At 63.5% G+C, this 19,587-nt stretch carries 16 protein-coding genes and 2 tRNA genes; 4 read left to right on the top strand and 14 right to left on the bottom strand.

Features of this window, described 5'->3' with window-relative positions; translation table 11 throughout:
• Nucleotides 1–82: 82 nt before the first annotated feature.
• The gene (locus tag ACFVWT_RS09775; protein ID WP_390247501.1) at nucleotides 83–2,365 is read right to left on the bottom strand and encodes an immune inhibitor A domain-containing protein; all 2,283 of its coding nucleotides are present in this window, start codon (nucleotides 2,363–2,365) and stop codon (nucleotides 83–85) included.
• Nucleotides 2,366–2,518: 153 nt separating this feature from the next.
• On the opposite strand from ACFVWT_RS09775, the gene ACFVWT_RS09770 reads away from it, so the two are divergent.
• Nucleotides 2,519–3,130 carry a DNA-3-methyladenine glycosylase I gene (locus ACFVWT_RS09770; protein ID WP_390247499.1) on the top strand — a complete coding sequence of 204 codons (612 nt, stop codon included), beginning with the start codon at nucleotides 2,519–2,521 and terminating at the stop codon, nucleotides 3,128–3,130.
• A gap of 995 nt (nucleotides 3,131–4,125) precedes the next feature.
• Here the strand turns inward: ACFVWT_RS09770 and ACFVWT_RS09765 are convergent.
• Nucleotides 4,126–5,007: a rhomboid family intramembrane serine protease gene (locus ACFVWT_RS09765; protein ID WP_390247497.1), complete on the bottom strand. Its 882-nt coding sequence runs from the start codon at nucleotides 5,005–5,007 to the stop codon at nucleotides 4,126–4,128.
• A gap of 6 nt (nucleotides 5,008–5,013) precedes the next feature.
• Entirely contained in the window at nucleotides 5,014–5,559 is a 546-nt protein-coding gene (locus ACFVWT_RS09760; RefSeq protein WP_011689883.1) for a peptidylprolyl isomerase, read from the bottom strand.
• 155 nt (nucleotides 5,560–5,714) lie between these two features.
• Here ACFVWT_RS09760 and ACFVWT_RS09755 point away from each other — a divergent pair, with 155 nt between their 5' ends.
• Both ACFVWT_RS09755 and ACFVWT_RS09750 read left to right on the top strand, forming a co-directional pair.
• Nucleotides 5,715–6,662, top strand: coding sequence for a hypothetical protein (locus ACFVWT_RS09755; protein WP_390247495.1), 948 nt, complete (start codon nucleotides 5,715–5,717; stop codon nucleotides 6,660–6,662).
• A 131-nt stretch (nucleotides 6,663–6,793) separates the two neighbouring features.
• Nucleotides 6,794–7,669 carry a glycosyltransferase gene (locus tag ACFVWT_RS09750; protein ID WP_390247493.1) on the top strand — a complete coding sequence of 292 codons (876 nt, stop codon included), beginning with the start codon at nucleotides 6,794–6,796 and terminating at the stop codon, nucleotides 7,667–7,669.
• A gap of 48 nt (nucleotides 7,670–7,717) precedes the next feature.
• Here ACFVWT_RS09750 and ACFVWT_RS09745 read toward each other — a convergent pair whose 3' ends face one another.
• Nucleotides 7,718–8,632 carry a DMT family transporter gene (locus tag ACFVWT_RS09745; protein WP_390247492.1) on the bottom strand — a complete coding sequence of 305 codons (915 nt, stop codon included), beginning with the start codon at nucleotides 8,630–8,632 and terminating at the stop codon, nucleotides 7,718–7,720.
• A 149-nt stretch (nucleotides 8,633–8,781) separates the two neighbouring features.
• Between ACFVWT_RS09745 and ACFVWT_RS09740 the strand changes: the two genes are divergently transcribed.
• Nucleotides 8,782–9,150: a cupin domain-containing protein gene (locus tag ACFVWT_RS09740; protein ID WP_390247490.1), complete on the top strand. Its 369-nt coding sequence runs from the start codon at nucleotides 8,782–8,784 to the stop codon at nucleotides 9,148–9,150.
• Between the two features lie 52 nt (nucleotides 9,151–9,202).
• Here ACFVWT_RS09740 and ACFVWT_RS09735 read toward each other — a convergent pair.
• The 10 genes from ACFVWT_RS09735 to dnaN all read right to left on the bottom strand — a co-directional run bounded on the left by ACFVWT_RS09735 (nucleotide 9,203) and on the right by dnaN (nucleotide 19,524).
• Nucleotides 9,203–9,278: transfer RNA gene (locus tag ACFVWT_RS09735), tRNA-Ala, on the bottom strand.
• A gap of 72 nt (nucleotides 9,279–9,350) precedes the next feature.
• Nucleotides 9,351–9,503, bottom strand: a complete 153-nt coding sequence (locus tag ACFVWT_RS09730; protein WP_245198902.1) for a DLW-39 family protein — start codon at nucleotides 9,501–9,503, stop codon at nucleotides 9,351–9,353.
• A 23-nt stretch (nucleotides 9,504–9,526) separates the two neighbouring features.
• Nucleotides 9,527–9,600: transfer RNA gene (locus tag ACFVWT_RS09725), tRNA-Ile, on the bottom strand.
• Between the two features lie 98 nt (nucleotides 9,601–9,698).
• The gene (locus tag ACFVWT_RS09720) at nucleotides 9,699–10,346 is read right to left on the bottom strand and encodes a DUF3566 domain-containing protein (RefSeq protein ID WP_209741805.1); all 648 of its coding nucleotides are present in this window, start codon (nucleotides 10,344–10,346) and stop codon (nucleotides 9,699–9,701) included.
• Nucleotides 10,343–13,051: a DNA gyrase subunit A gene (gyrA, locus tag ACFVWT_RS09715; RefSeq protein WP_390247487.1), complete on the bottom strand. Its 2,709-nt coding sequence runs from the start codon at nucleotides 13,049–13,051 to the stop codon at nucleotides 10,343–10,345. Before gyrA ends, ACFVWT_RS09720 begins: the two co-directional genes overlap by 4 nt.
• 65 nt (nucleotides 13,052–13,116) lie before the next feature.
• Nucleotides 13,117–15,207 carry a DNA topoisomerase (ATP-hydrolyzing) subunit B gene (gene gyrB / locus ACFVWT_RS09710; RefSeq protein WP_390247485.1) on the bottom strand — a complete coding sequence of 697 codons (2,091 nt, stop codon included), beginning with the start codon at nucleotides 15,205–15,207 and terminating at the stop codon, nucleotides 13,117–13,119.
• 412 nt (nucleotides 15,208–15,619) lie between these two features.
• Entirely contained in the window at nucleotides 15,620–16,177 is a 558-nt protein-coding gene (locus ACFVWT_RS09705) for a DUF721 domain-containing protein (protein WP_390247483.1), read from the bottom strand.
• Nucleotides 16,174–17,373 carry a DNA replication/repair protein RecF gene (gene recF, locus ACFVWT_RS09700; RefSeq protein WP_390247481.1) on the bottom strand — a complete coding sequence of 400 codons (1,200 nt, stop codon included), beginning with the start codon at nucleotides 17,371–17,373 and terminating at the stop codon, nucleotides 16,174–16,176. Before recF ends, ACFVWT_RS09705 begins: the two co-directional genes overlap by 4 nt.
• A 36-nt stretch (nucleotides 17,374–17,409) precedes the next feature.
• A complete protein-coding gene (gene gnd, locus ACFVWT_RS09695; protein WP_390247479.1) occupies nucleotides 17,410–18,294 on the bottom strand; it encodes a phosphogluconate dehydrogenase (NAD(+)-dependent, decarboxylating) in 885 nt (294 codons plus the stop codon).
• A 105-nt stretch (nucleotides 18,295–18,399) separates the two neighbouring features.
• Nucleotides 18,400–19,524, bottom strand: a complete 1,125-nt coding sequence (dnaN, locus tag ACFVWT_RS09690; RefSeq protein WP_011689873.1) for a DNA polymerase III subunit beta — start codon at nucleotides 19,522–19,524, stop codon at nucleotides 18,400–18,402.
• Nucleotides 19,525–19,587 lie beyond the last annotated feature (63 nt).

The raw sequence follows: 19,587 nt of genomic DNA, 5'->3' as shown, positions 1-19,587 counted from the left end.
CCACGTTAACGAAAAGGTCGGACCGGCACATTGTGCCGGTCCGACCTTTTTCTATTGCTGGTTTAGTGCGGGCCGCAACTGACTACCGGCCGGGGTTGAGTACATGGATCGCCAGATCAGTGCCGGCGTCGGAGGTTACGGAAATCTCCACGCCGTGACCAGCGACCTTGACGCTTCCGTACGGGTTGTCGGCGCTGTAGTAGGCCAACGGATCGTTGTCCTTGAAAACTCCGATCGGCGCCGAGCTTGGGGCGCAGGCGTCAAGTGAACTGACTGACGGACTGCGCTTGGTTCCGGTCTGCACTTCCTTCGCGATGCACAGCGGATCCGTAGGCTCCAAACCGAAGGTCGCGTCGAACGGCTGGCGGCTGTTGCCGGGCATCGTTCCGTCGGACCACCTCAACGGTGCCGGCCGGGCATCCACGGGCAGCGCCGAACCGGCGCCAGGGTGCGCCGAAACGTTATTGTCCGCGTAGGAGTCGTCGATGTACCAGACCAGCATTCCGTTCTGGTACTTGAAGAAGTCCACCCAGTTCGGTGCCGTGATGCCTTTGGTGAAGGCATACGGACCTTCCGCCAGCGTGGCGTCGAAGCCCACGTACTCCCGGTTTTCCACGAGGTAGTACTGCTCGGTGGTCCGGGTTACGGAACCGCTGCTCAGCTGCCAAGGTTCCTCGGCCTTCCACTGTCCCGCGCCGGACTCGACATCGTCACTCAGGATTTCGGTCTTTCCGGCCGAAATCTTGATGTCGTCAATGAAGGCACCGGGGTTGTGGACGCCGCCGTCAGTCTGGTACCTGAAGCGGAACAGCGATTCCAGGCCGGCAGCGTCGTAAGAGTATCGAAGCTGCCCCCACGCGGCGGATCCGCTGAGTGCGCGCCCGGCGGACTTCCAGGTCTTTCCGCCGTCGGTGGAGTACTCACCGTAGAGGAAGTCGTAGTTCGCTTCGATGTCGTACCACGCGTTCGCCGTGACGGTCACGCGGGATTGGGCCGGCACTGCGTGGGTCAGGGATTTGTTGAGGTTGTCCGCGCTGCCCGTCCACCACGCCGTACTCCCTGACGAGGGAACCGTGTAGCTGGTGGTGGTTGTCTTATCCGGCAGGTTGACCCTGACGGCCTGGTCCTTGCCGTCAACCTGAAGTTGGGACGGATTCAGGACGAAGTCCCCGCTCGATCCCGCCGTCGCCGTGCCGTAATCGAGCCAGCCGAGGAAGAGTTTCTCTTCCGGCCCCATCAGGCCCGGGGTGGTGCCGATCCCTTCATTGGCAGCAGAACCGTGGCCCAACCAGGAACCTGAACTCATCAGGGTCCAGAACGCCGTGCTGTTAGTGGCAGCCCCGGTGGTGTCGTAGAAGTCGGGCAGACCAAGGTCGTGGCCGAATTCGTGCGCGAACACACCGACTCCGCCGTTTTCGGGTTCCGTCGTGTAATCGCCAAGCCAGTATTTCGAGGACCCGATCCGGGTTCCGCCGGACAGGTTTCCTTCCGGTCCGGCAGAGCCGAACTGGTTGCCAAAGGCGTACCAGCGGTGGGACCAGATTGCGTCCTCGCCCAGGACGCCGCCGCCGCCTTCCTCGCCTTCCCCGGCGTGGACCGCCTGGAAGTGGTCGATGTAACCGTCCGGTTCATCAAAGTTGCCGTCATTGTCGAAGTCGTAGCGGTCCCACACATCGAACTGCGCAAGGTACGCGTCGATTTCGGCTGGTGTCTTGCCGGCCGCGAGCTGGGAATTCCACCAGGCATTGCCGGAGTCGCGGACGAAAGCCCACGCGCCGCCCGTGTCTTCGGTGGCGTTGTCGCCATAGAAGGATCCGTTGTTGGGAACCGTCACCCAGTCCGTCACGGTGTTTGCTACGGAGTACGCGTTGTTGGAAACGGCCTCGTAGTACCCCTTCATGGATTCGCCGCCGCCATTGAAGAGTTCTTCGTAATAGGCGGGGCTGAAGTCCTTGGTCCACAGCGTGGTGTTGTCCACCGAGCGGTCCGGTTCGGCAATCATGTTGTGCAGCGGACCGGGCGTCGTTCCGAACCGCCCCGAGGCCTGGTCCCCGAACTCAGCCAGGATGGTGAAGATTTTGTCCTGTCTGATGGTTGCTACCTCGGCGAACTTGTCCGGCGCCAGTTGGACCACGCCGTCTTCGTTGGCTTTTGCCTGCCCTTTGGCGACCTTCTCTATGGCCGCATTGCGCCGGTCCACGAGTTCCTTTGTCCGCGGTCCGGGCCGGTTGTCCTGCCGGACTGCCGCGGCGGACCCGCCCGACCCGTCGTCGACAGGTGGTGCGGCTATGGCCGGGGCCTGGATGCTGAGCATCCCGAGAACGACCCCCGCCACGCCGGCGACGGCGATTTTGGTTTTCCTCACACGTACCTCCCAGTAATTTGTGATCAGAGCCACAGCATAATGTGAGAGTGATCGTTCGACTATGGATTTCGCGGTCCCTGGCTCATGTCCCTCCCCGGGCGCTGAATATGCTGGAGTCTGCAACGCGCTGCAGGACTAGCTAAGGACTTTAAAATGACCCCGGACGAATGCGGCACCATCATCGGCAGTGACGGCCTGGCCCGTCCGCCATGGGCCGCGGTGGACCCACTGCTCCGGGAATACTACGACACCGAATGGGGAATGCCGGTCCGAGACGAACAGGGCCTGTTTGAACGCATCAGCCTGGAGGCCTTCCAGGCCGGCTTGTCCTGGGCGACCATCCTGCGAAAGAGGCAGGCGTTCCGGTCCGCCTTCCACGACTTCCAACCCGATACAGTGGCGGGGTTCACCGATGAGGACGTCGAGCGCCTGATGCTCGACGCCGGCATTGTCCGGAACCGGCTCAAGATCAGGGCGGCCATCACGAACGCCCGGGCCACCATCGCGCTGCGGGACGACGGCGGCCTGGTGGACTTTGTCTGGAGCTTCCAACCGCCGGTGACGCCGCGTCCACGAAACCACGCAGAGATCGCCACCACGTCGCCTGAATCCATTGCGCTGTCCAAGGCCCTGCGCAGCAAGGGTTTCGCGTTTGTGGGACCCACCACGATGCACGCGCTCATGGAGGCGATCGGCATGATTGACACACATTTGATGGATAGCCATCGGCGCGGCTCCTCCGGAGTGTGGACGGATCATGCCTGAGTTATCCCGGCCTGTGGGGAAACTTATCCACAATGTTGATAACTCGGGTACTCAGGAGCGGCAGGTTCCGCCGGCTACCGCCAGTCCGGCCTTGCTGAGAGATCGAATGACAGGACCGTAAGTTATTAACAGTGTGGATTGTCTGTGGATAACCATCCGAACAGCGTGGACTCGCCGATATTTGGACTCAGCCGATGCCATCCGCCCGCTTCGGAAGCACAGCGCGCCGGAACTGAACTTATCCACTTACGAACAACGCTATCCCCAGAAGTTATCCACAGCTGGGGATAAAGCAGGGGATAATTAGGCCTGGAGGGGGCGGCTGGGGCGTCCTCCCGCCGAATTCCTTGGTAAGGCCGGGATCCCGCCATTTATTAACACTGTGCATAACCTGTTGACCGCGTGCCGGAGCAATCGTGAATAAGGCAGCCAGACTGCACTTCCAGACCCCTGATGTGGGCTGAGGACGCTGTATGGGTTCAACGCGGCCGGTAGTAGCGGGATCGGCTAAGAGCCCTGGCATGGCGGCAGCCGATCGAGGGCCGGCACCGGGGCGGCAAGTTGTCCACTTAACCACAGGCTGCAGGGACCTGGTTATCCACAGATGTGGACAATCATCGGGGTTGCTGTCGATAATCGCCAGCTGGCAAGGGCTGCGCAGGGGAGCGGCTCTGAACTACACGCATGTAAGTTACCAACAATGTGGATAACTGCTGTGGAAAACTTCGTAACGGGAGGTTGTTTGCCCGAGCGCTGGCGGGAAGAGGTCGCGCAGGCGCGGGAGGCAAGGCAGCTAACGGCAGCACAACACAGTCCGGCCGACGCCGAACCGGTGAGGCACCGAAACGGGCCAGTGGCCGGCGGGAAGGTCAAAGGACCGCAGAATGGGCTGCCGGACGGACGTCAGGAGGGGTCGAGGGCAAGCGGCCACGGGGCCGCGGCATGGGCGTAACCGCGCACAGTCAACGACCGCGCGGGCAGGAGGCAGTGAGGCCTTAAGCGCCGGCCATTCGGAAGGCGGTGGCTCCGACGAGCAGACCGAGCACGAGGACAAGGCCTGCCGACTGCCAGAGCCAGCGTCGCGGACCGCGGGGGGCATACGCAATTGCTGCGGCGCAGGCAGCACCGGTGACCAGGCCGCCGAGGTGGGCCTGCCAGGCGATCTGGGGGACGATGAAGCCGATGACGCCATTGATGGCGATCAGAACCCATAGCTGCTTGGTGTCGCCGCCGCGGTGGCGCTGGACCACCAGCATGGCGCCGAAGAGCCCGAAGATGGCACCGGAGGCCCCCACGACGCCGGCGAGTTGCTGGCCGGGTGTATAGGCCGGCGTCAGCAGGAGGTAGCCGACGGATCCGCCCACTGCAGACAGCAGGTAGAGCGCCAGGAAGCGGATGCGTCCGAGGAGGGGTTCAAGGGCTTGCCCGAACATCCACAGCATGTACATGTTCAGCACGATGTGGAGGATGAAGCCCTGGGAATGGAGGAACGCGGCGGTCAGCATGCGCCATGGTTCGAAGACCCCGTACTCGGGGGTGGCATAGACGGTCGCGAAAGCGAAGTTCTGGTAGATCCCGTCATTGGGAACTATCCATTGCAGGATGTAGACGAGCGCGCACACGGCGATGATGGCGAACGTCACCAGGGGGCGGCCGGCAACGGCGGTTCCGCCGTAGACCGTCCGGGCGGCCGGCGTCGTACGTTTTGTTTCGTTGACGCAGTCAATGCATTGGAATCCGACGGCGGCCGCCCGCTGGCATTCCGGACAGGCCGGGCGCCCGCAGCGCTGGCACCGGACATAGGAAGGCCTGTCCGGGTGCCGGGGGCACACCGGAATCTGCGCGGACGGCTCAGCCGCCGGAATTCCGTAGCTCATGAGGTGTTAGAGCTGCTCGACGTCGATGCTGTTGATAACGACGTCCTCGACCGGGCGGTCGCCCATGCCCGTGCGGACACCTTCAATGGCATCCACGACCTTCTTTGATTCCTCGTCAGCCACTTCACCGAAGATGCTGTGCTTGCCCTGCAGCCAGTCGGTGGGGATCGTGGTGATGAAGAACTGCGAGCCGTTGGTGCCCTTGCCCATCTGGATGCCGGCGTTGGCCATGGCCAGCTTGTACGGCTCGTTGAAGGTCAGCTCCGGGTGGATTTCGTCGTCGAACTTGTAGCCCGGTCCGCCCACGCCGCGGCCCAGGGGATCTCCGGCCTGGATCATGAAGTCCTTGATGATCCGGTGGAAGATGGTGCCGTTGTAAAGGGGGGTTCCGGTCTTGTCCTCACCGGTTTCCGGGTGGGTCCAGGCCTGCTCGCCGGTGGCCAGGCCAACGAAGTTTTTGACCGTCTTGGGCGCGTGGTTGCCGAAGAGGTTGACGACGATGTCGCCGAGGCTGGTGTGGATGGTTGCTTTTGCAGTTGCGATGGCAGTCATAGGCCCATTGTTCCACGTCGGCCCAGCACGGCATCAGGCCTTCCACGCAGTTCCGCGCTAGGTGAAATCGGCCCGAAATGGCTTTGAAGAATAGCCGGTGGGGGGCAATCCACGTAGGCTAACAACAGAACCGTCACATTAATCGGGAGGTAGTTGTGAAGAAATCGGATCGTATTGCCCGTGACCTGGAGCAGTCAGTCAGCAGCGCGGTAGAGAACGCCAAGGATTGGGCAGCCCCCCGCGTAGAAGCAGCCGTGGACTGGGCGGTTCCCCGCCTCCAGCACGGCATTGACACAGCTTCCCCGAAGATTCAGGAAGGGCTCAAATCGGCAGCCCACAACCTGGCTGACGGCGTTGCCACCGTAACGCCGCGCATCCAGGACGGCCTCGCGCACCTCGCGCCGAAGATCCATGACGTTGTGGACAGCGCCACCCCGCGCCTCCACGAAGCACTGGATAAGGCCACCCCCGTCATCTCCCAGGCCCGCGACCGCGTGGTGGTGGAATACCTGCCCAGGCTCTCGGACCAGATCGGGCACGCTTCCGAAGCGGTGCACCGCACGCTCGAAAGCGCACCGGCCCACGTGGATGCCGTCGCGCAGAAGCTTGCGGACTCCGGCGTGGTTCATTCCATCCAGGACCAGGCCCAGGCCGCAGGCCACCAGCTCAAAGCTGCCGCAGCAGAGGCCACCCGGGTTGTCACCGGGGAAGTGGCCAAGCCGCAGAAGCCGAAGCACCGTGGACTGCTGATTTTCGGCGTCATCGCCGCCGCCGTCGCCGCCGGAGTGGCGGCATGGAAAGCATCCAAGCCGGTTGAGGATCCCTGGAAGACCCCCGCCCCGGTAACGCCCGCGCCCGTGCCCGCTACGACGGTCAACGACGTCGCGGCCGCTGCGAAGGACGCCACGGCAACCGCCGGCGAAAAGGCCGTTGATGCAGCAGACACTGCCGCCGATGCGTCAGACGACGCAGCAGCGAAGGCTGCCGACGCCGCCGAAGATGCCAAGGACGAGGCCGCCAAGGTTGCCACGGATGCCAAGACCGCAGTGAAGAACATCGCATCAAGCATGAACAACGGTTCCAGCAAGGCAAACGAGAACTAAAAAGCGGCCGTCACGGGACGGCACAACATCAGGGGAGCCCCGCGCATGTAAGTGCGGGGCTCCCCTGTTGTTTCCCCGGCCTTCACCCGCGGTCCAGGGCTCCCGCCCACAAGAGTGCTAAATTTGTGGTGATGTCACCCGATAGATCCGCCGACGACGCCTCGCACGACGCTGCGCTTATGCCGGGCGTATCCATCGTGATACCGGCATACAACGAAGCAAGCGTCATCAGGCAGTGCCTTATCGCGGCCATCTACCAATCGGTGCCCGCGGCGGAAATCATCGTTGTGGACAACATGTCCAAGGACCGCACGGCCGACATAGTGCGCCAGATGCAGCAGGAATACCCGGAAAGTCCCATCATCCTGCTGAGCCAGGACCGCGACCAGGGCCTCATCCCCACCCGAAATTTCGGCCTCAACCACGCCACCGGCGATGTGCTGGGCCGGATCGACGCGGACTCCGTGGTGGAACCGGACTGGGTGGAGCAAGTCCAGAAGGCCTTCCTCGACCCGACCGTCCAGGCTGCCACCGGCCCTGTGGTGTACTACGACATGCCAATGCGCCGGTTCGGGCTCAAAGCGGATGACAAGATGCGCCAGCTAATGCTCAAACTCGCCAAGCACCAGTACCACTTCCTCTTCGGCTCCAATATGGCGCTGCGCCGCTCCGCTTGGGAGACCATCCGGGACGAAACCTGCCGGGATGAAAAGGACGAGATGCACGAGGACATTGATTTGTCCCTGCACCTGGCGGACCACGACCTGCGCGTGCAGTACTGGCCCCAGATGGTGTCCGGAATGTCCGCCCGGCGCCTCGAGGACTCACCGCGGGACTATCGGTACTACGTGACCAGGTTCGACAGGACCTACAAGGCCCATAACGTCAAGAAGATGGCCCTCAAGGCGCCCATGGTGGTGTTCTTCTCCGTCTACTTCCCGGCCAAGCTCCTGCGCGCCATCCACACCGTGAACTCCGCCCAGCCTGTGCGCCGCGGCGGCCAGTAGCTCCAGCCCGGCGTCACGACCCGGCGGCCCATTCAGGACCAGCCGGATTCAGTCCGTTCCCAGTTCCGCCAGGCGGGCTTCGCCGGCGGGCGGGGGCCGTCTGCGCCGCTGGCCGGCCACCACCACGGCGAGCCCCACCAGAATCAGTGCCAGCCCTGCGTAGGTGCCGCCCGGCAACGTCTCACCGAGGAACACAGCGGCCAGCAGAGCGGCCCCCGGAATCTCCAGCAGGATGATCATCGAAACAAGGAGCGGGCTCATCGTGGCCAGCAGGTGGTTGAACGCCGTGTGGCCCACCAGCTGGGCGCACACGGTAATGGCCACGATTCCCAGCCAGCCGGCCGCCTCGAAGCCCACCAGCCGCTGTCCGGAGACGAGGGCCAGCAAGGCCACCAGGGCCGCACACATGCCGTAGCAGAGCGTCGTGTAGGTACCAGTGGTCATGGTTTCGCGCGCCTTACCGCCCGCCAGTGTGTAGAGCCCTGCCAGCGCACCTCCCGCCACCGCCAGAACGTCCCCGAGCAGGGCATCCGGCGAGGTGCCCATGTCGAAGCCCGTGATGGCGACAACGCCGCCGAATGCCATTCCCAGCCCTACCAGTACCTGCCAGCGGTGACGCACGCCGCGGAAGAGCTGGAACACGGCGATCCATCCGGACTGGAGGCATACCAGCGCCGTGGCCGCCGCCACGGACGTGAGCTGGAGGGAGGTAATGAAGCAGGCGAAGTGCAGTGCCAGCGCCACTGCGGCCAGAGCTGACCAGCGGAACTCGCGGCGCGTCACCTTGCCGAACTGACGGGGACTCGCCACCAGGACCGGGGTGGCCATCACTGCGGCACCGATGGCATTCCGCCAGAAAGCGATAGCCAGAGCACTGACCGTGGTGGCACCCAGTGTGGCGGCGATGAGGGGCCCGGATGACGCCACACCGAGCACGCCCAGGGTGGCAAGGAGAAGGTTCACCGTTCCAACAGTAGTGGTGCCCGCACGGTCCCGGACGAACTCCTTCCGCCGGCGTCCACCGTGGCGCAGAGAGGGACTCCTTGACGGTGCCATACCGCAGTGCCACTCTTAAATTCCCGGTCTCACCACCATCCACGAAGGAGACCACCATGGCATCAATGATCCGCATGAGTCTGGACAAGCCGGAGGAAACCCGTCCCGTCGAAGACGGCAAAGGGCAGGTGGAGCTCGTCAACATCAGCGCCGGCGCCGTGGGCCGGGCTACGTTCCTGCCAGGCTGGCAGTGGTCCAAGCACGTCAAGCCGATCGCCAAGACAGAGAGCTGCCAGGCTAGCCACACGGGCTACACGATTTCAGGGCGCCTGAAGGTTGTCATGGACGACGGCGAGGAGATGGAGTACGGCCCCGGCGACTTCGGCGTCATCCCGCCAGGTCATGACGCCTGGGTGGTGGGCGATGAGCCCTACGTGTTCATCGACTGGCAGGGCATGGATGACTACGCGAAGCGCAAAGACTGAACGCAAAGCAAAAGGCCCCGGATTGCGTTTCCGCATTCCGGGGCCTTCCTTATGGTGGAGGCACGGGGACTCGAACCCCGAACCCCCTGCTTGCAAAGCAGGTGCGCTACCAATTGCGCCATGCCCCCATAAGAAGCAACCCGACTATCATACCCTAGTTCCGGAGGCCTTATTACCAGCCTTCAGACCGGGAATCTGAACTAATCGACCGTGTCAGTCGATTCGCTCCAGACCGTTTTCCGGGCTTCGGACTCCTGCACTTTCTTGAAGAGCAACGCGCCTGCGACAGCCACTGCAACAACCAGCAACTTCTTCACATGCACCCCGTTCCGGTCCGGTTTTATCCGAACCATTTCCAAAACCTGTGCAGGTTCCGTGGGCGTACCAGGACTTGAACCTGGGACCTCTTCGTTATCAGCGAAGCGCTCTAACCGCCTGAGCTATACGCCCCGATGCCTCATCGGGCCGAGACATGACTTTACAGCACATCCCGGCCCGATCTCAAATCGAGGTATTTCGCGGGTGGAATTCCCGTGAAATTTCGGCCACTAATCGTCCGTGAGGGTCACACCGATGCCCCCGACAAGGGTCGCGGAGATGTTGTACAGCACGGCCGAAAGCATTGACAGTGCGGTCAGCAGAACCACATTGACCACGGCGATGATGACCGCGAACGAGGCCACCTGCCCCAGCGAAGCGACCTTTTTCAGTTCGAACCCGCCACCCTCGGAACCGGCGAGCGTTCCAAGCAGGCTGTCCACCTGGTCGAAAATGCCGGTCAGGTCCAGGACAGTCCACAGGACGATTGCGGCCACGACAGTGACGATGCCGAGGGCAACGGACAGCAGGAAGGCCATTTTCAGCACGGACCAGGGGTCCACTTTGCTGATGAGAAGCCGGGCACGGCGGACCTTGGCCTTCGGTGCCGGCTTAACCAGACCCGGCGCTCCTTGGGCGCCGCCCTGGGCGGGCCGCTGGGCAGGGGCCCCGGGACGCTGACCCTGGGGCGCCTGGCCGGGGCGCTGGCCTTGTGCCGGGCGCTGACCGGGGACCACCGGGCGCTGGGCCGGGGCACCCGGCGTCGACGGCCGCTGCTGGGGACGTACGGGGGCGTTCACGCGCGGAGCGGACGCCGGCTGCCTGATCCCGCCGGGAGTGTTGCTGTTCGGCTTGGGATATGAGTCGGAATTACTCACTCGTTACCTCCGGTATTTTCTTCGTCCAGCTCAGCGTCGTCCGATGACTCGTCGGATTCCACGGCCGGTGCTGAATCTGCCTCTGCGGACCCTTCATGGGACCCGGCACCTTCAGCCAACGTTACGTCATCCCCGGCCGCAGCCGGGCTTTCAGCCGGGTTTTCCGGGTCGATGGCTTCGGCCTCCTCAGCCTCAAGGCCACGTTCGCTGTTCCGGGCCACCTCAATGATGCGGTCGTTTTTGTCCGGCTTGGCGAAGATGACGCCCATGGTGTCGCGGCCCTTGGCAGGCACCCCGGCCACCGAGGACCGGACCACCTTGCCGCCTTCCATAACGACGAGGACTTCATCCTCTTCCTGGACGATGAGGGCGCCTACGAGGTGGCCCCGCTCCTCCTGGTATTTTCCGACCTTGATGCCGAGTCCGCCGCGGCCCTGCAGGCGGTATTCCTCCACCGCCGTCCGCTTGGCGTAGCCGCCCTCGGTGACAATGAAGACGAACGAGCCGTCCTTGACGACGTCGGCCGCCAGCAGTTCGTCGTCCTCGCGGAACTTCATTCCGGTCACGCCCGACGTTGCACGGCCCATGGGACGCAGCGCATCGTCGGTGGCCGTGAAGCGGATGGACTGGCCCATCCGTGAAACCAGCATCAGGTCGTCCGTTTCAGACACGAGCTGGGCAGAGACCAGTTCGTCGCCGTCGCGCAAGTTGATCGCGATGACGCCGGCGGAACGGTTGGTGTCATAGTCCTCCAGGCGGGTTTTCTTGACCAGGCCGCGTTTGGTGGCCAGCACCAGGTACGGTGCGTGCTGGTAGTCCCGGAGGTCCAGTACCTGGGCAATGTGCTCGTCCGGCTGGAATGCCAGCAGGTTGGCGACGTGCTGGCCCTTGGCATCACGTCCCGCTTCCACGAGTTCGTAGGCCTTGGCGCGGTAGACGCGTCCCAAGTTGGTGAAGAACAGGAGCCAGTGGTGGGTGGTGGTGACAAAGAAGTGCTCCACCACGTCATCCCCGCGGAGCTGGGCACCCTTGATGCCCTTGCCGCCGCGCTGCTGTGAGCGGTAGTTGTCGCTGCGAGTGCGCTTGACGTAGCCGCCGCGGGTGATGGTAACCACCATTTCCTCTTCGGGAATGAGGTCCTCCATGGACATGTCGCCGTCGAAGCCCATCAGGATCTTCGTGCGGCGGTCATCCCCGTGCTTGGCGACAATCTCGGAGAGCTCGGTGCTGATGATCTCGCGCTGGCGCTCCTCCGAGGCGAGGATCGAGTTGTACTCTGCGATCAGGGCCTCAAGTTCGGCGTGCCGGTCCTGGATCTTCTGGCGTTCCAGCGCTGCAAGGCGGCGAAGCTGCATGTCCAGGATGGCGCGGGCCTGCAGCTCGTCGATGTCCAGCAGCTGCATCAGGCCGTCGCGGGCCGCTTCAGTGGTGTTGGACGCGCGGATGAGGGCAATGACTTCATCCAGCATGTCCAGCGCCTTGAGGAGGGCGCGCAGGATGTGCGCCTCTTCTTCGGCTTTCCGCAGGCGGTACCGGGTCCGGCGGGCGATGACGTCCATCTGGTGGGCGACCCAGTGGCGGATGAAGGCGTCCAGGCTGAGCGTCCGGGGCACACCGTCAACAATGGCCAGCATGTTGGCTGCAAAGTTGTCCTGCAGCTGGGTGTGCTTGTAGAGGTTGTTCAGCACCACCTTGGCCACGGCATCGCGCTTCAGCACAATCACCAGGCGCTGGCCGGTCCGGCCGGAGGTCTCGTCCCGAAGGTCGGCGATGCCGGAAATCTTCCCGTCCTTGACCAGCTCGGCGATCTTGATGGCCAGGTTGTCCGGGTTTGCCTGGTAGGGCAGTTCGGTGACCACCAGGCACGTGCGGCCCTGGAGTTCCTCAACGTTCACCACGGCACGCATGGTGATGGAGCCGCGGCCGGTCCGGTAAGCGTCTTCAATGCCCTTGTGGCCGAGGATGGTGGCGCCGGTCGGGAAGTCAGGGCCCTTGATGCGCAGCAGGAGTTCTTCCAGCAGCTCTTCGCGGCTCGCGGTGGGGTTGGCCAGGTACCACTGCACGCCGTCGGCAACCTCGCGGAGGTTGTGCGGCGGGATGTTCGTGGCCATGCCGACGGCGATGCCCGAGGAGCCGTTGACCAGCAGGTTGGGGAACCGGGCCGGCAGGATGGTGGGCTCCTGGTTCTTGCCGTCATAGTTGTCCTGGAAATCGACGGTTTCCTCATCGATGTCGCGGACCATTTCCATGGCAAGCGGAGCCATCTTGGTTTCGGTGTACCGCGGTGCTGCAGCGCCGTCGTTGCCGGGCGAACCGAAGTTACCCTGTCCCAGGGCCAGCGGGTACCGCATGGTCCAGTCCTGGATCAGGCGGACCAGGGCATCGTAGATGGCCGTGTCGCCGTGCGGGTGGTACTGGCCCATGACCTCGCCCACCACGCGGGCGCACTTGTTGAACGAGCGGTCCGGGCGGTAGCCGCCGTCGAACATGGCGTAGAGAACGCGGCGGTGGACGGGCTTGAGACCGTCGCGGACGTCCGGCAACGCGCGGCCCACAATGACGGCCATGGCGTAGTCGAGGTAGGAGCGCTGCATTTCCGTCTGCAGGTCCACCTGTTCCACGCGGTCGACCAGCACGTCGCCCTCCAAAACGGGCTCGACGGGGCCGGCGGAATCCGCGGGAACCTCGGGTGTTTCGTCACTCATAGTCTATATTTTCCGTTTCAGGTATATGTCTATTCAGGAATACTTGCGGGCCGTCGGAAGGCCCGTCAGATATCCAGGAACCTGACATCCTTGGCGTTTTGCTGAATGAAGTTTCGGCGTGATTCAACATCCTCGCCCATCAGCACGGTGAAGATCTGGTCGGCCGCCAGGGCGTCGTCCATGGTGACCTGCAGCAGTGTCCGATGGTCCGGATCCATGGTGGTGTCCCACAGTTCCGTGTAGTCCATCTCGCCAAGGCCCTTATAACGCTGGATGCCGTTGTCCTTGGGAATACGGCGCCCTGCGGCCTGCCCGGCCACGAGCCGCGCGTCGCGTTCGCGGTCGCTGTAGACGTAATCGTGCGGAGCGTTGGACCATTTGATCCTGTACAGCGGCGGCTGGGCCAGGTACACATAGCCGTTCTCAATCAACGGCCGCATGTAGCGGAAGAGCAGTGTCATCAGCAGGGTGGTGATGTGCTGACCGTCCACGTCGGCATCGGCCATGAGCACGATCTTGTGGTAACGCAGCTTGGCGAGGTCGAAATCCTCGCCGATGCCCGTACCGAACGCGGTGATCATGGACTGGACCTCATTGTTGCCGAGGGCCTTGTCCAGCCGGGCCCGCTCGACGTTCAGGATCTTGCCGCGCAGCGGAAGGATGGCCTGCGTTTCCGGGTTCCGGCCCCGCTTGGCCGAACCGCCGGCGGAGTCACCCTCCACGATGTAGACCTCGCATTTCTCCGGGTCTTTCGAGGAGCAGTCTGACAACTTGCCCGGCATGCCGAAGGATTCCAGCGGGCTCTTGCGGCGGGCGTTGTCACGGGCCTTGCGGGCCGCCATACGGGCCTGGGCAGCGGAAATCGCCTTGCGGATGACGTCGCGCGCCGGGCCCGGATTGCGCTCCAGCCAGTCGCCCAGGCCGTCGGTGACCACGCGCTGGACGAATCCCTTGACCTCGGAGTTGCCGAGTTTGGTCTTGGTCTGGCCTTCGAACTGGGGTTCCGCCAGCTTCACGGAAATGACGGCGGTGAGGCCTTCGCGGATGTCATCACCCGTAAGGTTGTCGTCTTTTTCCTTGATGATGTTCTTCTCCCGCGCGTAGCGGTTGATGAGCGACGTCATGGCGGCGCGGAAGCCCTCTTCGTGGGTTCCGCCCTCGTGCGTGTTGATGGTGTTGGCATACGTGTGGACGCTCTCGGAGTACGCGTTGGTCCACTGCATCGCCATTTCCAGGGCGATTTTCCGGTCTTTGTCCTCGGTTTCGAAGGCGATGACGTCCTCATGGACCACGTCAACCTTCTTGCCGGAGTTCAGGTGCTTCACGTAGTCCAGCAGGCCGTCGTCGTACTGGTACACAACCGTGCGGTATTCGGCGGCGACTTCGCCTTCGGTGGGAACGTTATCGAGATCCAGGTCCTCGTCTTCGGACGATTCCAGCGCCTCACGGCGCTCGTCCGTCAGCGTGATGCGCAGGCCCTTGTTGAGGAACGCCATCTGCTGGAAGCGGGCACGAAGCGTTTCGAAGTCGAATTCCGTGCTCTCGAAGATGCTGGCATCGGGGTAGAACGTCTGCGTCGTACCGGTCTGGTCCGTCTCTTCGCCCTTGACCAGGCTGCCCTGGGGCTTGCCGCCGTCGGCGAAGGACATCCGCCACACGTGGCCCTGGCGCCGCACTTCTGTGTCCACCCGGCTGGAAAGCGCGTTGACCACCGAAATGCCCACGCCGTGGAGGCCGCCGGAGACGGCGTATCCGCCGCCGCCGAACTTACCGCCGGCGTGAAGGATGGTCATGACAACCTCAACCGTTGGCTTGTGCTCCGTGGGGTGCATGTCCACCGGGATACCGCGGCCGTCGTCTACTACCTTGACGCCGCCGTCGGCCTGCAGCACAACCTCAATGTGGGTGCAATACCCCGCGAGGGCCTCGTCAACGGAGTTGTCCACCACTTCGTACACGAGGTGGTGGAGACCGCGGGGTCCCGTTGAACCGATGTACATGCCGGGACGTTTCCGAACAGCTTCAAGTCCTTCAAGGACGGTGATGTCGCTCGCACCATATCCCTTGCGTTCGGCTGCCTCCGCCGGCGCATCGGGTGTACGGGCATCCTCAGCTGCGGGTTCCACTGCCGGGATATCTGCATTGTCGTTAGCCACAGGCGCTTTCGACTCCTCTATATTCGTATGGCCGGCCGTCACCGTCTCCGATAGAAGAGGCTCCTGCCAACAGGCACGTCACTGATAACGCCGTTTACTCGGGTGACTGGCGGAACCGTGCCCCGGCCGCAAAAAACGCCGGAAAACGGACTCAGTCAACGTTTCACCGGCGCCCAGTTATCTACCACGATTCTACCGTGTTGGAGAGCGTAATCCCGCATTCCAGGCCCGTAAACGCGCGGGAATATGGTGCTGGCAGGCCATTGGCCCCGCCTGCAAGGCTCCAGGGGTCCGGGCTCTGGGTTCCTATACAGCCATGGGGCGTTAGAGCGCCCTACACGCCGTTTGGCCATTTTTCAAGAGTCCAGGCCAGCGGCAGCCGGGACCGCGCCGGCTATCACGGTCTTCTTCGCTATCCGTACGTGTCGCGGGGACCTCGGCCGTTGACGGTCCGGCCGCCCTTCCGCCAGCTCGGAGCCGCCGGCCCCAGGACCTGGATTTTGGTGACGACACCTTCGCCCAGTTCGGTCCGGAACTTCTCCAGCAGGCTGAAGCTGAGCAGGCGCAGCTGGGTGGCCCACGCCGTTGAATCACACCGCACGTGAAGGGTGGTGTCGGTGAAGCTCTCCGGGGTGCAGTGCGCAGAAATTTCCGGACCTACAAGGGTTCCCCACTCCGCCATGACGGAACCCACCGCTACCGGTGAGGTCCAACCCCGTTCGGCCACCAGCCGGCCCACCACTTTGCCAAGGCCCAAGGGGTCCCGGCCTGTTCCGTGGAACTGGGTAAAACCCCGGGTTCCTGCGCCGCCACGCCCCGGTTTCTTGGCTGCGCCGCCGGGAAGGGGTGCCTTGCGACGGATTTCACCGCGGGCGGCGGCCGCTTCGCGCATCCGGTTGAGCGCCGCCTGGGCAGCATCGATGTCATCGGGTTCGCGGCCCGGCTGCAGGCCGCCAGCATCTTTATTCATCGGGATTCCGGCTCATCGATTCCTCCGGGGACCACCTTCACCCGTCGCCCGGCAAGCTCTTCCGGAATATCGGCGTCGACGGCGGCGGTCACCAGTACCTGTTCGGCACCGGCTACTATTGCCGCCAGTTTACGCCGCCGCTGAACGTCGAGTTCCGCGAACACATCGTCAAGGATGAGGATCGGGGCGGAACCGCCGGTGCGTGCGTCGTCGAGCATCACGTAGTAGGACGCCAGCCGCAAGGAAAGGCACATGGACCACGTTTCGCCGTGCGAGGCATATCCTTTTGCCGGCGCCTCGCCGAGGATGAGTTCGACGTCGTCGCGGTGCGGTCCCACAAGGGAAATGCCCCGCTCCAGTTCTTTGCGGCGGGACGCCGCAAACGCCTGCACGTAGCGTTGGGTGAGTTCATCGACGGAAAGTAGGCGGAGGTCCTCAACGCGTTCGACGGCGGCGGGTTCCGCACCGTAACCGGCGCCGTCGTCGTCCATCATTCCTTGGAGCGTGGACCGGTAGATCGCGTCCGCTTCCTTGGACCCGTCAGTCAACTGGGCATACGCTGCCTTCAGGTGGGGCCTGATCCGTTCCAGCAGTTCCAGGCGGGCGTGCAGCAGCTCGGCACCGGCCTTGGCCATGTGCTGGTCCCAAACGTCCAGGGTTGCTTCGTGACCAGCGGTGAACTTACCGGCCCGGCCTGACTTGAGCAGGGCGTTGCGCTGCTTGAGGACGCGGTCGTAATCAGATCGAGTAGCCGAGTGGCGCGGCATGAGGCTGACCATCAACTCATCCAGGAAACGGCGGCGGTTGGAAGGATCCCCCTTCACCAGGGCGAGGTCTTCAGGGGCAAAAAGCACCGTCTGGCAGATACCTAGGATGTCGCGGGCACGGACAGGGTTGCTGCGGTTGATGCGCCCCCGGTTTGCGCGGTTTCCGTTGATTTCCAGCTCGAGGACAGTGGACTGCCCGCCCCGGACCAGCTTGGCCCTGATCAGGGCGCGCTCAGTGCCGAAGCGCAGCAGGGGGGCATCCGAACTGACGCGGTGCGAGCTGAGCGTGGCCAGATACCCGATGGCCTCCATGAGATTGGTCTTGCCAATGCCGTTGTACCCCACGAGCACCGTCACCCCGGGTTCGAGGGTGAGGTCCACCTGGGCATAACTGCGAAAATCGGTCAGCGAAAGCTTTTCTAGGTACACGCCGTCTTCAGGATTCCCGGACTGCTCGGACTGCCGCTACTTGGCCGGGCGGGTGGCATGGCCGCCGAACTGGTGCCGCAGGGCGGACACCATCTTCATGGCCGGGGAATTGTCCTCGCGGGACGAGAACCGGGCAAACAACGCCGCCGTGATGGCCGGCGCAGGAACCGCGTTGGCTATTGCCTCTTCAACGGTCCAGCGGCCTTCGCCGGAATCTTCTACGTAGTCATCGATCGACGCCAGGCCCGGATCCTCGTCCAGGGCCTTGACCATCAGGTCCAGGAGCCAGGAGCGCACAACCGTTCCCTTCTGCCAGGCGCGGAAGGTTCCCGGCAGGTCCGTCACGATGTCCTTGGCGGCGAGCAGTTCGTAGCCTTCTGCGTAGGCCTGCATGAGTCCGTACTCGATGCCGTTGTGCACCATCTTGGCGTAGTGCCCCGCGCCGATTCCGCCCACGTGGACGAAGCTGTCCGCGCGGTCGCCTTCGGGACGTAGGGCATCGAATGCGGGCATCGCCCGTTCGATGTCGGCGGCATCGCCGCCGGCCATCAGACCGTAGCCGTTTTGCAGGCCCCAGACGCCGCCGGATACACCGCAATCAGCGAAACGGATGCCCTTCTCGGCCAGCGCGGCGCCGTGTTTCTGGTCCTCCGTGAAGCGGGAGTTGCCGCCGTCGATCACCAGGTCCCCGGCGTCGAGCTTGGAACCCAGCTCGGTGATGACGGCGTCGGTGATTTCGCCTGCCGGAACCATGACCCAAATGACTCGAGGAGCCGGAACAGCCGCGATGAGTTCGTCCACCGTGGCGACGTCCGTGATGTCAGGGTTGCGATCGAAGCCGGTGACTTCCACACCTCCCTTGCGCAGCCTTTCGCGCATGTTGAAACCCATTTTTCCAAGGCCGATCAGTCCGATGTGCACGGTGGGAACTCTTTTCTGCGCTGGTGGTGGAGGGGCTGCGGTCGGGAGCCCAACTGGGCCGCATTAGATGTCGTTTTAGGGTTCCATAACGACATCAGCTGCTACCTAGTTGGGCAGGCGCACCGGCATGACGAGGTAACGGTAGTCGTCCTGGTCTTCGCCGTCGGCGTCGACCTGTGCCGTGATCATGGCGGGCTTCGGTGCCGTGGTGAAGGAGAACCGCACGAACTTGGTTTCGATGACGCTCAGGCCCTCGATGAGGTAGTGCGGGTTGAATGCAACCGTGATTTCGTCGCCGGTGAGCTGCGCTTCAAGTTCTTCCGAAGCCTGTGCGTCTTCGCCTGTGCCTGCATCCAAATGGAGCTGTCCGTCGGTGAATGCCAACCGGACAGGAGTGTTGCGTTCGGCAACCAGGGATACGCGCCGTACGGCCTCGACCAGTTCCTGGGTCTGCACCGTGGCGTGGATGGGGGTGGCGTCCGGGAACAGCGAACGGATTTTGGGGTAGTCGCCATCCACGAGGAGGGATGTGGTGGTGCGGCCGCCACTTTCGAAGCCGATGAGCCGGCTGTCGTCATCGGCCAGGGCGAGGTTGATGTCGCCACTGTTGCCCAGCGTTTTGGCCACTTCGTTGAGGGTTTTTGCCTTGACGAGGGCACTGGTGGAGATCCCCGGGGTGACAGGCTTCCACGGTACTTCGCGCATGGCCAGACGGTAGCGGTCTGTGGCCAGCAGCGTAATGAGGTCGTCCTCGATTTCCATCCGGACTCCGGTGAGGATCGGCAGGGTGTCGTCCTTGCTGGCAGCAATGATCACCTGGGATACGGCCTGCGCGAAGGAATCGCCCGGGACGGTTCCGCTGATGGTGGGCAATGCCGGCAGCGGCGGGTATTCGGCTTCGGGCATGGTGGCCAGGTGGAAGCTGCTGCGGCGGCAGGTGAGCGTGACTTTGTTGCCATCGGTTTCAACGTCAACCGGAGCAGAGGGCAGGCTGCGGCAGATGTCCGCGAGCAGGCGACCGGAAACCAGGATGGTGCCTTCGACACTGATGTCTGCCGGAATTTCAAGGCGCGCTGACGTTTCGTAGTCAAAGCTCGAAAGGCTGACGGTGCCTGCTTCGGCCTTGAGGAGGAGTCCGGAAAGGACCGGAACCGGCGGCCGCGGAGACAACGACCGGGCGGTCCATGTGACGGCTTCTGCCAGGACGTCCCGTTCGACTCTGAACTTCACGGAAGGGTGCCGCCTTTCATTGCTGCTGCCATTTTCTCAACGGGAACTCCCTTGGGGAGTTCG

Source organism: Arthrobacter sp. NPDC058288 (genome assembly GCF_042880995.1).
Lineage (GTDB): Bacteria > Actinomycetota > Actinomycetes > Actinomycetales > Micrococcaceae > Arthrobacter.
This window is presented reverse-complemented; position numbering and strand designations above follow the sequence as displayed.